The organism is Rhodococcus sp. MurmanLake-1, from assembly GCF_056945715.1.
Map to the genome: position 1 here is coordinate 1,064,541 of NZ_JBWZNF010000001.1, position 11,959 is coordinate 1,076,499.

General features: G+C 62.8%; 14 protein-coding genes. 4 read left to right on the forward strand and 10 right to left on the reverse strand.

Annotated features, from left to right (window positions below; all coding sequences use genetic code 11):
- Nucleotides 1-29 precede the first annotated feature (29 nt).
- The 5 genes from AC2ETI_RS04890 to AC2ETI_RS04910 are packed head-to-tail and all read right to left on the reverse strand — an operon-like array spanning nt 30 to nt 4,061.
- A complete protein-coding gene (locus AC2ETI_RS04890) occupies nt 30-722 on the reverse strand; it encodes a response regulator (protein ID WP_483633619.1) in 693 nt (230 codons plus the stop codon).
- A gap of 35 nt (nt 723-757) precedes the next feature.
- Nucleotides 758-1,945 (reverse strand): sensor histidine kinase, encoded by a 1,188-nt coding sequence (locus tag AC2ETI_RS04895; protein ID WP_483633620.1) that lies wholly within the window; start codon nt 1,943-1,945, stop codon nt 758-760.
- Between the two features lie 35 nt (nt 1,946-1,980).
- Nucleotides 1,981-2,358, reverse strand: coding sequence for a hypothetical protein (locus AC2ETI_RS04900; RefSeq protein ID WP_020907086.1), 378 nt, complete (start codon nt 2,356-2,358; stop codon nt 1,981-1,983).
- A 7-nt stretch (nt 2,359-2,365) separates the two neighbouring features.
- Entirely contained in the window at nt 2,366-2,878 is a 513-nt protein-coding gene (gene purE, locus AC2ETI_RS04905) for a 5-(carboxyamino)imidazole ribonucleotide mutase (RefSeq protein WP_047890252.1), read from the reverse strand.
- On the reverse strand, nt 2,862-4,061 hold the full coding sequence (locus AC2ETI_RS04910; protein WP_279393701.1) for a 5-(carboxyamino)imidazole ribonucleotide synthase: 1,200 nt from the start codon (nt 4,059-4,061) through the stop codon (nt 2,862-2,864). The genes purE and AC2ETI_RS04910 overlap by 17 nt, the downstream gene beginning before the upstream one ends.
- Nucleotides 4,062-4,252: 191 nt before the next feature.
- Between AC2ETI_RS04910 and AC2ETI_RS04915 the strand changes: the two genes are divergently transcribed.
- The gene (locus tag AC2ETI_RS04915) at nt 4,253-4,870 is read left to right on the forward strand and encodes a GtrA family protein (RefSeq protein WP_021332550.1); all 618 of its coding nucleotides are present in this window, start codon (nt 4,253-4,255) and stop codon (nt 4,868-4,870) included.
- A 26-nt stretch (nt 4,871-4,896) separates the two neighbouring features.
- Here the strand turns inward: AC2ETI_RS04915 and AC2ETI_RS04920 are convergent, their stop codons facing one another.
- From AC2ETI_RS04920 to AC2ETI_RS04940, 5 genes are all read right to left on the reverse strand, one after another.
- Nucleotides 4,897-6,219 carry a sensor histidine kinase gene (locus AC2ETI_RS04920; protein WP_019747754.1) on the reverse strand — a complete coding sequence of 441 codons (1,323 nt, stop codon included), beginning with the start codon at nt 6,217-6,219 and terminating at the stop codon, nt 4,897-4,899.
- A 26-nt stretch (nt 6,220-6,245) separates the two neighbouring features.
- A complete protein-coding gene (locus AC2ETI_RS04925) occupies nt 6,246-6,926 on the reverse strand; it encodes a response regulator transcription factor (RefSeq protein ID WP_003940916.1) in 681 nt (226 codons plus the stop codon).
- A gap of 37 nt (nt 6,927-6,963) precedes the next feature.
- On the reverse strand, nt 6,964-7,530 hold the full coding sequence (locus AC2ETI_RS04930) for a PH domain-containing protein (protein WP_021343702.1): 567 nt from the start codon (nt 7,528-7,530) through the stop codon (nt 6,964-6,966).
- 62 nt (nt 7,531-7,592) lie between these two features.
- Nucleotides 7,593-8,168 (reverse strand): HdeD family acid-resistance protein, encoded by a 576-nt coding sequence (locus tag AC2ETI_RS04935; RefSeq protein WP_003941007.1) that lies wholly within the window; start codon nt 8,166-8,168, stop codon nt 7,593-7,595.
- A 118-nt stretch (nt 8,169-8,286) separates the two neighbouring features.
- Complete coding sequence (locus AC2ETI_RS04940; RefSeq protein WP_020907080.1) at nt 8,287-9,141, reverse strand: biotin--[acetyl-CoA-carboxylase] ligase; 855 nt, start codon at nt 9,139-9,141, stop codon at nt 8,287-8,289.
- 115 nt (nt 9,142-9,256) lie between these two features.
- Between AC2ETI_RS04940 and AC2ETI_RS04945 the strand changes: the two genes are divergently transcribed.
- From AC2ETI_RS04945 to AC2ETI_RS04955, 3 genes are read left to right on the forward strand one after another with little or no spacing between them, the layout of a single operon-like run.
- Nucleotides 9,257-10,897: an acyl-CoA carboxylase subunit beta gene (locus tag AC2ETI_RS04945; protein ID WP_003940853.1), complete on the forward strand. Its 1,641-nt coding sequence runs from the start codon at nt 9,257-9,259 to the stop codon at nt 10,895-10,897.
- Nucleotides 10,894-11,235 carry an acyl-CoA carboxylase subunit epsilon gene (locus tag AC2ETI_RS04950; protein ID WP_019747751.1) on the forward strand — a complete coding sequence of 114 codons (342 nt, stop codon included), beginning with the start codon at nt 10,894-10,896 and terminating at the stop codon, nt 11,233-11,235. The genes AC2ETI_RS04945 and AC2ETI_RS04950 overlap by 4 nt, the downstream gene beginning before the upstream one ends.
- A gap of 15 nt (nt 11,236-11,250) precedes the next feature.
- Nucleotides 11,251-11,892 (forward strand): Maf family protein, encoded by a 642-nt coding sequence (locus AC2ETI_RS04955; RefSeq protein WP_007731146.1) that lies wholly within the window; start codon nt 11,251-11,253, stop codon nt 11,890-11,892.
- Nucleotides 11,893-11,959: the final 67 nt, after the last annotated feature.

Consider the following 11,959-nt stretch of genomic DNA (forward strand, 5'->3'; position numbering starts at 1 on the left):
CCCGGGGTAGGACTGAACAGGGCTGCGCGTCAGCCCTCGGTTCCCAGGAGATCTGCGCGCCGGACAAGTCCGATCTGGAAGGCAAAGACGACGGCCTGCACACGATCACGTGAATGAGTCTTCGAAAGAACCCGTCCGACATGGGTTTTCACTGTCGTTTCGGAGACGTGGAATCTTGCGGCGATCTCCGAATTCGACAGCCCGTACGCCATGGCCTCGAGCACCTCGACCTCGCGCGGTGTCAGCTCTTCGGGCAACTGCGATTCGGGCGCCGAACCTTCCAGGAGAGGTCCGACGTGCTGAAGCAGTCGCCGAGTGGCCCGAGCTTCGATCACCGCGTCCCCGCGATGCACGGTGCGGATGGCGTCGAGCAACTGTTCCGGTGGTACGTCCTTGAGCAGGAAACCGCTGGCGCCCGCCCTGATTGCCGACATCACGTACTCGTCGTTGTCGAAGGTGGTGAGCACCACGACCTTCGGCGCATCGGGGTCGGCCAGGAGCCGACGGGTCGCCTCGATGCCGTCCATCTTCGGCATCTGGACATCCATCAGGACGACGTCGACACGACGGGCCGCCAACTCGGTCAATGCCTGCTGACCGTCCGAAGCCTCGACCACCACGGACAAATCCGGCTGCGAGTCGATGACCATTCGAAAACCTGCGCGGACCAGCTGCTGATCGTCGATCAGTGCCACTGCGATCGGAGCCACGTGTTCGTCCATGCCACTCACCTTAAGACCTTCAGACGTTTCAAGACCTACCCAGACGTTCGTTCATACGGCAGGACGGCCCGGACACTGTATCCGCCGCCTGATTTCGGCCCGGCGGTTACTTTGCCTCCGTGCAGCTTGGCTCGCTCGGCCATTCCGATCAGTCCCTGTCCACCTGGTGACGATTCGACCAGCGCGGCGCTGCCGCCCCGTCCGTCGTCGGTGATGCCGAGAACGAGTTCGGTTTCAGCCCACGTCATCTCGACGCTCGCCTGTGCTCCTGGCCCCGCATGTTTGAGAACGTTCGTCAGCGATTCCTGGACGATGCGATACGCCGTCAACCCCGCACCCGCAGAGAGTTCGCGTGGTTCACCGGTCACACTGACGGCGATGTCGAGTCCGCTGCTGCGTAACTCGTGGAAGAGACTGTCGATATCACCGGCGCCCGGGATCACCGAGAAATCCCGGGGCGTGTCCTCACGCAGGACGGACAGAAGCGATCGCATGTCGGTCAACGCTTGGCGACCGGTGGAGGCAATGGTTTCGAGCGCCTGGATTGAAGCCTGAGGATCCTTGGCCGCGCTGTAGCGTCCGCCGTCAGCCTGAGCGATGACAACGGTCAACGAATGCGCGACGATGTCGTGCATCTCGCGCGCAATCCTCGAGCGTTCGCTGATCGTCGCGATTTCCGCTTCCTGCGCACGCTCGAGTTCGAGCAACCGTGCGCGCTCGGTCAGACCTTCCAATTGTTTGGTGCGAACTCGACGCAAATCACCGAACGCCCAGACCGCGAGCATGAAGATCATGACGGCCACGGACTGCATGACCTGCGAAGACACCGGGATTCCGTCGTAGCCGAAGTATCGAACAGTTCCGGCAATCGAGCCGAGCAACGCGAGCACCAGGCCGGTGAGCGAACTCCACCGAGCGCCATAGGCGGCCAGCGCGTACAGGGAGATGGGCACGACAACGGCCGATGCGAGCAGTGTGTTGCCGATGAAGATCACGTGTAGAACTGCGAACCCTGCGATCACCATGCCGGAGAGTTCGGGGCGCGAGCGTCGCCATGCCAACGGAACGGTCATACCCAGCGAGACGAACACCGCCAGCGGACTCGCCTCGACCGCAACGACAACGCTGAACAGTGCGGCAACCGTCGCAATGCAGATGTCCACACCGCGAGCATGTTCCGCGCTCCAGCGGACGAAGCGTTCACTAGTCGGAAAACGAGCCATGCCGCCAAGAGTAGCTTTTACTGACGAGCTTTCACTCAGGTGCGGTAACCGCCGTCTTCGAGACCGGCCTCGATTTCGAATCGGTTCCGCGGACCGCGATGACGCAACTCCTCACGCAGGTACAGCAGCCCGAATACGATTCCGTACCTGGCCCATTGGTCCGCGTGAACGGCCTCGTGGCGAAGGACGGATCGAGTCGTGTTTCGCCGGGTGAGGTACACACCACCGAGAGTCGTTCCGCCTCTGGCGAACCCGCCGCGCAGCCCGGAAGCGACAAAGATCCCGGACTCGTCGTCGAAGCGGATGTCCGCGCCGAGAATCCCGGCGTAGAACAGGGCGACGCGAGTGACGAATGCGGACTGCGCGCTGCCCCGACTCGCTCGGATCAGCGGCAGCCCACGCCGTGCACACACGAGAAGATCAGCCCAGCAGTTTCTCGCGGAGCGCCTTGTCCTTGTCGAGCACCATCGCCTCGAGGCTCTCCTGGAAAGCCACCATCCGCTGCTGCAGTGCGGGATCCGAAGCGCCGAGGATCCGAGCGGCCAACAGACCGGCGTTGCGAGCGCCGCCGATCGAGACCGTCGCCACCGGGACGCCGGCCGGCATCTGCACGATCGAGAGGAGTGAATCCATACCGTCGAGGTACTTGAGCGGCACCGGAACACCGATGACCGGCAACGGTGTAGCCGAGGCAACCATGCCCGGAAGATGCGCGGCGCCACCGGCACCGGCGATGATGACCTTGATTCCGCGGCCCGCGGCTTCCTTGGCGTAGTCGAGCATCCGCTGAGGCGTGCGATGCGCCGAGACGACACCGACCTCGAAGCGGATACCGAACTCGGCCAGAGCTTCGGCTGCAGCTTCCATGATCGGCCAATCCGAATCGCTGCCCATGATCAGGCCGACCTGCGCGCTCTCACTCACCGTGTACATCCCATCCGTCGGTCCAAACTGCATACGAAAGCCAATGTGCTGCGCGCTCGGCGCGTTCGCGAACTGCGGCAACGTAATTCGGATCGTCGATGGATCCGGCGCCGCCGACGATGTTGACGTGGCCGATCTTGCGATCCTTGCGCTCACCCTTGCCGTACAGGTGGATCTTCGCATCGGGCATCCGCGCGAAGAGGTGATGGACACGCTCGTCCATCGTCATCTCGGGCGCTTCCGGTGCACCCAGAACGTTTGCCATCACCGTGACCGGCGCGATCGGCGAGGTGTCGCCGAGCGGGTAGTCGAGAACGGCACGCAGATGCTGTTCGAACTGAGAGGTGCGTGCGCCGTCCATCGTCCAGTGACCGGAGTTGTGCGGGCGCATTGCCAGCTCGTTGACCACGAGAGTGCCGTCAGCCGTCTCGAAGAGTTCGACGGCCATCGAGCCGACGACACCCAACTCGGAAGCGATGCGCAGCGCCAATTGTTCGGCTTCCTCGGCAACGGCACTCGAAAGGGCGGGGGCAGGTGCGATCACGACGGCGCACTGGCCGTTGCGCTGAACGGTCTCTACGACCGGCCACGTAGCGCCCTGTCCGAACGGCGACCGCGCAACCATGGCAGACAGTTCCCGACGCATCGAGACCATTTCCTCGACGATCAGCGGAACACCCCTGTCCAACTGCTCGGTGACAATGGCTTCTGCTTCGTCCTGATCATCGGTGATCCAGACGCCCCGGCCGTCGTAGCCTCCGCGGGTTGCCTTGATGACAAGCGGCCAACCGTGTTCGGCACCGAAACGCACGACGTCTTCCGCCCACGTCACTTCGGCGTACGCGGGTACAGGTGCGCCCAGTTCGGCAAGTTTGCGACGCATCAGCAATTTGTCCTGAGCGAAGATCAGAGCCTGCGGCGGAGGCTGAACGTTCACGCCTTCGGCAACAAGAACCTCGAGATGTTCGGTCGGCACGTGCTCGTGGTCGAACGTCAACGCGTTGGAACCGACCGCTGCGCGGCGAAGAGCGTCGAGGTCGGTGTGGCTACCGAGCACGACATCGGGGCTGACCTGAGCTGCCGGCTCGTCCGCAGTCCCGGAGAGCACTCGGAGCGTCTGGCCCAGGGCCACCGCCGCCTGGTGAGTCATCCTGGCCAACTGTCCGCCACCGATCATGGTGACGACGGGCATGGATGCTTTTGCCGGTCGAGGGGTGGTCGGGCGGGCGGGGATCTGCGCGGGATCGTTGTTGCCGGTCACGGCTCTCTATGTTGTCATGTGCCGCGTTCGCCCGTTCATTCAGCGTTCCCAATCTGTGATTCTGCTGATGAATCCGCGGCAAATTGGTGGTAACGCGGTTTCGTTTCGTAAACTCATCTGTTGTGCCATTTGTCGACGGGGTCATTGCCCGCATACCCCAACCGTTTCGTGACATCGCTCTGCGTCACAGCGAGCTGATCAAATTCGCGATCGTCGGCGGAACTACCTTCCTGATCGACTCAGGCATCTTCTACACGCTCAAGCTGTCGATCCTCGAATCCAAGCCGATCACGGCCAAGATCATCGCCGGCGTCGTCGCGGTGATCGCGTCGTACATTCTCAACCGCGAGTGGTCGTTCAAGAACCGTGGTGGCCGTGAGCCAGCGCACGAAGCTGCGCTGTTCTTCATCATCAGCGCCATCGGCGTCGTCATCAGCTTCATACCGCTCTACATCTCCAGTTACGTCTTCAACCTGCGCGTACCCGAAGTCAGCTTGGCGACGGAGAACATCGCCGACTTCATCAGTGCGTACGTCATCGGCAACCTGCTGCAGATGGCGTTCCGATTCTGGGCCTTCCGCAAGTTCGTGTTTCCCGACGAGAATCCGGAACCGCTCGAACTGTCCGACACCACAGGATTGTCCGAAACCACAGCGTTATCCGAAACCACGGCGTTATCCGAAACCACGGCGCCTGACCCGGTCATTCCTGATGCCGAAGAGGAGCTCGGGCACTCCTGAGTTTTCCGTCTGCGCGAGCCTTTCGGTCAGCGCGGTTCGCGGTGCGGAACGACGTCCGCGGTCGGCGCAGTGTTGGCCACCGGCAGGAAGACCGCGAACAAGGCAGGCTTACGCCTCTGCAGTTCCAGTCGGCCCCCGTCGGCTTCGATCAGTGCACGTGCGAGCGCCAACCCGACGCCGGTGGACCCGGCCCCTGAAAATCCTCTGTCGAAAATGTGCGGTGCAAGGTCGTTCTCCACGCCGGAGCCTTCGTCGGTGACCTCGACGCACACCATCGAGTCACGACGAGACGAACTGCGCCCGGTACCGTCGATCAATCGGACAGACACCGTGCACGTACCTTCACCGTGTTCGAACGAATTGTCGACCAGAACGGAAACAGCTTCACGCAGACGCGAACCTGTGGTCGCGGCCATCACCGCGCGATCGCCGCGTAGGCGGAGCCTGCGTCCCTCTCCGTCGAACTGAGCCTGCCAGTCGCGGGTCACCTGTTCCAGCTCGCCGACTACCGACACCAGACTCGCCGATGACCCACTGGTGCGCGACGAGCGAATCAGGTCGTCGATTCCGTCGGTGAGCCTGTCCACTTGCGCCATGGCTTCCTCGGCCTCGTTCACGACGTCAGGATCTTCGTGAACGGACAACTCGTCCAAGCGCAGCCGCACTGCAGTCAGTCGACTGCGCAGTTGATGCGAGACATCCGCGACCAGCGCGCGTTCTCGTTGCAGCCGCACCGAAATCTCCACAGTTGCCGCGTCGAGGACGTCGGACACGCGGTCGAGTTCGGGGATGTCGTGCCGACGAGGATCCGGCCGGAAGTCACCTTCGGCGAGGCGCGCCGCCCGGTCGGCCACATCCTGCAGCGGATCGGCAAGCCGACGTGCAGTGACCACAGCGACCACGGTGCCTGCCGTGATGGACAGAAGCACGAGCACACCGACGGCCATCACCGCTTGCTTCTGCTGGGTGCGCAAGTTCTCCGACGGCACCTCGAGACGCAACGAGCCGGACGTTCCCATCGCGAGCGATTCGACGAGTGCGTTCTTGACCGTCGCCTCACCGACGTCGACGCGTGCAGCGCCGTCGACGACGGTCGGATACACGACGACGAGGCGCCCGTCGTTCGGGGTGAGAACCTTGAGCGAATCGGTGTTCAACGCACCTTCGACGAGCCCGTTCGTCCCCTCTTGCGCGATGACCTCAGCGGCCATCCGGTCGAGGCGCACCCGGAGATCACTTCGCGTCACGTCCTCCACCCAGAGCCACGCCGTGTAGATCAGCGGAACTCCCAGCAGCAACGCCGTCATGATCACGACAGCGAGAATCGACTGCAATATGCGACGCCGCATGCCGGCAGTTCCTGATTCTCGAGAAGTTAGTCGGTGTTGATTCGGAAACCGACACCGCGGACGGTGGCAATTCTGCGTTCCACAGCGGGGCCCTCGTCACCGATCTTGCGGCGCAGCCACGACATGTGCATGTCGAGCGTCTTCGATCCACGAAGCTCGACGTCGCCCCACACCTCACGAAGGATCGTATCGCGCGATACTACTTCCCCGGCATGTTCGAGGAGGACCCGCAGAAGTTCGTATTCCTTGTTGGCCAAGGCGATTTCGGAGCCGTTGACGAGTACGCGTCGTGCCGCGGGCTCGAGCCTGATGCCACCGACCTCGACGATCGTGTCCTCGCGGCCACCGTGGCGACGCAGGAGTGCTCGCACACGTGCCATCAACTCGGCGAGACGAAACGGCTTGCTGACGTAGTCGTCTGCGCCGGCGTCCAACCCGACCACGAAGTCGACTTCGTCGGTTCTGGCGGTCAACATCAGCACGGCGAGCGAGGTGCGATGCGCACGAATCTGTCGACAGACCTCGAGGCCGTCCATGCCCGGAAGGCCGAGATCGAGAATCAACAGATCGAAATCACCTTCGAGCGCCTGCTGCAACGCAGCGGGTCCGGTCGGTTCGACCGTCACCGAATACCCTTCACGCCCAAGTGCGCGGGAGAGGGGTGCGGCAATGGCCTCGTCGTCTTCGGCTAGCAATACGGCAGTCACACGAACAGACTACGGACAACACGCCTTTGCACGTTGATTACCAGCCATTTCGATCGTTCGGGTCGTCGTTTTCACCCGCCGGCCGCTGCGGTGGCTGCGATGGTGGCTGCTGCATGGAATCGAAAACCTGGTGATACAGCAGGGCGTGAACGTGCTCGACGTCAGGAATGTCGTCGAACTCAAGCGGATCGTCACTGGCAGAGGCGATGACCAGAGTTCCGGTCTTGAGCATTCGATCGATCAAGCCGTGGCGGAACTGAACATTGCTGATCCGCCCCATGGGGATGTCGATACCGGTATGCGTGAGCACTCCGTGGCGTATGAGCACTCGCCGATCGGTGACGATGAAATGCGTGAACTTCCAGACCGTGAACGGCGCAACCGATCGCCAGGCCACGACACCGAGCCAGATGATTCCGATGGCGATGGACGACACGGTGCGAGCCGTGCCGTCCAATCTCGTCTGTGCGAGGCCCAACAAGAACCCGGCGACGGCCGTCGCAAGCACGAACGTCAGCGCCGGAAGCACCAACATCTTCCAATGAGGATGGCGATGCAGTATCAGTTCCTCGTCCTGAGCGAGGGCGTCTTCGGGATATCCCATGACGGGAAGTCTGCCATCCCGCACCGACTTTCAGGCAGACCCACGTTCAGGCACACCCACGTTCAGGGCTGCGCGATCTTTCGCAGCACCAACGGGGTCACGACGATGATGATGCCGTACAGCACCATCCACACGCCGACCACGATGCGGAAGACGTCGAGCGAGAGTTCGGGCTGCAGAAGGACGATTGCACCCGCGACGATGCTGATGACTCCGAGCACGATCGACAGACCGCGATCGACGGTGTGCCCGGACGCCGCGTCGACCAGATCGAGAACGCCACGGAATACCCACCAGGCACCGATCACCAATGCGATCAGAACCACCGTCTGCAAAGGGCTACGGAGAACCAGGAATCCGAGGAGCACTGCCAACGCGCCGGAGATCGCGACAAGCGTCCGAGTTCCACCCGAAGCCGTCACGTCCGCGAACGAACGGATGATCTGGACGATTCCGAATCCGAACAACTGAATCGCAATTACCACCGCGACCACGAAAAGGGTGGCATCCGGCCATGCGAGTACGGCGATACCCAGGCCCAATGTGAGGACACCGAGCAGCACCGTCACACCGGTGAGTACGCGGCGAGCGCTCTCGGCCGTCTCGGCTTCGGTCGGAACAACGATCGGTGTGGTCATGACGCCCCTAGGCAGCTCAGTAAATCCCGCAGTTAAATGAAATGAAGGACGGACGGTTGGTTCGAAAACCGGCCAGGGCCAAAAATTAGCACTTTGGTGCCAGAAAATCCGGCAAGGCTCACGATTCGGCTACCGGGGCGGCCCGAAGGTGCGTGATATCACCCGCAGCGACCGCAAAGGTCTCCCCATCTGTTCCCTCGATTTCGATGACAACGCGGCCGGAAGTGTCGATGTCGGTCGCGATACCGAACACCTCCTTGTCGCCCGGCAAGACCGCGCGGACTCGTTTGCCCAGCGTCCCGCAACGCTGCCGGTATTCGGCAGCCAACACAGATGTATCCCATTTCGATGATTCCCAAGCACGGAATTGCGTCGCCAACTCACGGGCAATTGCTCGAACGAGGGTGTCGCGGTCGACAGTCGATGCTTCTTCGATGAGGAGTGATGTAGCGGTCGGGACGGGCAGCTCCTCGACACCCAGGCTCACGTTCAACCCGATGCCCACCACCACCGCGGGATCGGGCGCTGTCCTTGCCACCTCGGCCAGAATTCCGGCGACCTTCTTGTCACCGATGAGAACGTCGTTCGGCCACTTGAGTTCTGCGGGCACTTCGGCCACGTTCCGCAGCGCGTCGACGACCGCGATTCCCGACAGTAGCGGGAGCCAACCCATGTCCGTGAGATTCATTCCGGGCATCGACAGCAGAACCGACATCGAGATCTGCGCTTGCGGCGGACTCACCCAAGTGCGCGAATGACGGCCGCGGGCACTCGCCTGATACTCGGCGATCAGAACGTGACGGTCGGCATCCGGATCTGCCGCTCGCGCAAGGAGATCCGCGTTCGTCGAACCGGTCTCCTCGACAACGTCGAGGCGGTTCCAGAAAACGCGCGCGTCGTCGTTGTCACTGCGCACGAGTGCGCGTCGTAGGGCATTGCCGTCGAGGGGCGGGCGGTTCAAGTCGGTCCACATAGCCCCAGCCTATGACGACAGCGAGAATGTACTGGTCAGTAGCTTGAGCCTGCAAGACAGCGACAATCGGACCTGCCTTCGAAGCCCCCCACGCACTCTCGTTAAGCTCACGTCCATGACCACTGTCCAAGAGCCGAACGCGCCGGAGGCGGCGGCCGCACCCGATATCCACACGACCGCGGGAAAGCTCGCGGACCTGCGGAATCGCCAAGCCCAGGCGCAGGCACCGAGCGGCGAAGCCGCCATCGACAAGGTGCACGCCAAAGGCAAGCTGACCGCCCGCGAGCGCATCACCGCCCTCCTCGACGAGGGCTCCTTCGTCGAACTCGACGCACTGGCACGGCACCGAAGTGTGAACTTCGGTCTCGCTGACAACCGCCCGGTCGGCGACGGCGTCGTCACCGGTTACGGCACCATCGACGGCCGCGACGTCTGTGTCTTCTCACAGGACGCCACCGTTTTCGGCGGATCGCTCGGCGAAATCTACGGTGAGAAGATCGTCAAGGTCATGGACCTCGCGATCCGCACCGGTCGCCCCCTCGTCGGCATCAACGAAGGTGCAGGCGCGCGCATTCAGGAAGGCGTCGTCTCGCTCGGCCTTTACGGCGAGATCTTCCACCGCAACGTCCAGGCCTCGGGTGTCATCCCCCAGATCTCACTGATCATGGGACCCGCCGCCGGCGGCCACGTCTACTCCCCCGCACTGACCGACTTCGTCGTGATGGTCGACGAGACTTCCCAGATGTTCGTCACCGGCCCCGACGTCATCAAGACAGTCACCGGCGAAGACGTCACGATGGAAGACCTCGGTGGTGCTCGCACCCACATGGTCAAGTCCGGAGTCGCCCACTACGTCGCTTCCGGCGAGCAGGATGCCCTCGACTACGTCAAGGACCTGCTCAGCTACCTGCCGTCCAACAACCAGGCAGCAGCTCCCCGCGGCGAGATCACCGACCCGATCGTCGGTTCGATCGAAGACAGCCTGACCGCTGAGGACATCGAACTCGACACCCTCATCCCGGATTCGGCCAACCAGCCGTACGACATGCACGAGGTCATCCGTCGCATCCTCGACGACGACGAGTTCCTCGAGGTCCAGGCCGAGCGCGCGATGAACATCATCGTCGGTTTCGGTCGCGTCGACGGCCGCTCGGTCGGCATCGTCGCCAACCAGCCCACCCAGTTCGCGGGCTGCCTCGACATCGACGCCTCGGAGAAGGCCGCACGCTTCGTGCGTACCTGCGACGCGTTCAACGTCCCGATCATCACCCTCGTCGACGTTCCCGGTTTCCTTCCCGGAACCGAGCAGGAATACAACGGCATCATCCGTCGCGGCGCGAAGCTCCTCTACGCGTACGGCGAAGCAACGGTCGGCAAGATCACGGTCATCACCCGCAAGGCTTACGGCGGAGCGTACGACGTCATGGGCTCCAAGCACATGGGCGCCGACGTGAACCTGGCATGGCCGACCGCTCAGATCGCCGTCATGGGTGCATCCGGAGCTGTCGGATTCGTCTACCGCAAGCAGCTTCTCGAAGCCGCGAAGAACGGCGAAGACGTCGATGCATTGCGCCTCAAGCTGCAGAACGAGTACGAGGACACCCTCGTCAACCCGTACGTCGCCGCTGAGCGCGGATACGTCGACGCTGTCATTCCTCCGTCGCACACCCGCGGACAAATCGTTTCCGCATTGCGACTGCTCGAGCGCAAGGCCGTTTCCCTTCCGCCCAAGAAGCATGGGAACATTCCCCTATGACCGCAACCACCGAGGACATTCTCAGCGAAGATGTCGCACTGGCGGAGACTGCACCGACCAACGGTGCGGTCGTCGAGGGAAGCGCGACGGACGCTTCGCTCACGGAGCTGACCGAGACGTCGACCTCCGACGCGTCGGTCATCAAGATCGTCAAGGGTTCGCCCACCGACGTCGAGATCGCGGCACTGGTCAGCGTGCTTGCCGCGGCTGCCGGCAGCGGTCAGGCTCCCGAGTCGAATGTTCCCGCGGAGACCTGGGGCGATCCGACTCAGTTCCACCGCACGCGTGCGCCGTTCTCGCCGTACGCGTACCTGAACCCCGCGATCCGTCGCAGCTGACGATCACTTGCTGACGTGACTCAACTGGTTCTAGCTTCAGCGTCCCCGGCTCGCCTCGCAGTTCTGCGGGCGGCCGGGGTTTCGCCGCTTGTGCGTGTCTCCGGCGTCGACGAGGACAAGATTGCCGACAACCTCGGCCCCGACGCCGCTCCCGAAAAAGTCGTGACGGTGCTGGCGGAGGCCAAGGCCGCCGAGATCGTTCCCGGCCTCGCCGCCGACAATCTCACCGACGTAGTCGTTGTCGGGTGCGATTCGATGCTCCTGATCGACGGGCAACTTCAAGGCAAGCCAGGCAGCGTAGACATCGCCCGAAAGCGATGGGCCGCAATGGCCGGACGCAGCGCCACTCTCTTGACCGGGCACTGTGTCCTACGCGTCGCCGACGGCCGCATCGTTCGCATGGCCTCGGATCACAGCGCAACAGTGGTTCATTTCGCGCAACCGTCCACCGAAGATCTCGAGGCATACCTGGCAACGGGCGAACCGCTCCAAGTCGCCGGAGCATTCACGCTCGACAGTCTCGGCGGCTGGTTCGTGGAGAGGATCGAGGGTGATCCCTCGAGTGTCATCGGTATCGGATTACCTTTGGTACGAACACTTCTCGAGCGTGTCGGGGTTTCCGTCTCGGATCTCTGGCGCACGCAGAGCATCTTCTGACACGATTTCTCCAAGCACGTTTTCTCCACGCACGTTTTCTCCAAGCACCACTGACCAGCCTCGCATC

What these genes read in the sequence shown, in the direction of transcription:
- AC2ETI_RS04930 (WP_021343702.1), bottom strand. Translation starts at nt 7,530, where the DNA reads ATGGGATATCCCGAAGACGCCCTCGCTCAGGACGAGGAACTGATACTG.
- AC2ETI_RS04935 (WP_003941007.1), bottom strand. Translation starts at nt 8,168, where the DNA reads ATGACCACACCGATCGTTGTTCCGACCGAAGCCGAGACGGCCGAGAGC.
- AC2ETI_RS04940 (WP_020907080.1), bottom strand. Translation starts at nt 9,141, where the DNA reads ATGTGGACCGACTTGAACCGCCCGCCCCTCGACGGCAATGCCCTACGA.
- AC2ETI_RS04895 (WP_483633620.1), bottom strand. Translation starts at nt 1,945, where the DNA reads ATGGCTCGTTTTCCGACTAGTGAACGCTTCGTCCGCTGGAGCGCGGAA.
- AC2ETI_RS04920 (WP_019747754.1), bottom strand. Translation starts at nt 6,219, where the DNA reads ATGCGGCGTCGCATATTGCAGTCGATTCTCGCTGTCGTGATCATGACG.
- AC2ETI_RS04910 (WP_279393701.1), bottom strand. Translation starts at nt 4,061, where the DNA reads ATGCCCGTCGTCACCATGATCGGTGGCGGACAGTTGGCCAGGATGACT.
- purE (WP_047890252.1), bottom strand. Translation starts at nt 2,878, where the DNA reads ATGTACACGGTGAGTGAGAGCGCGCAGGTCGGCCTGATCATGGGCAGC.
- AC2ETI_RS04950 (WP_019747751.1), top strand. Translation starts at nt 10,894, where the DNA reads ATGACCGCAACCACCGAGGACATTCTCAGCGAAGATGTCGCACTGGCG.
- AC2ETI_RS04945 (WP_003940853.1), top strand. Translation starts at nt 9,257, where the DNA reads ATGACCACTGTCCAAGAGCCGAACGCGCCGGAGGCGGCGGCCGCACCC.
- AC2ETI_RS04890 (WP_483633619.1), bottom strand. Translation starts at nt 722, where the DNA reads ATGGACGAACACGTGGCTCCGATCGCAGTGGCACTGATCGACGATCAG.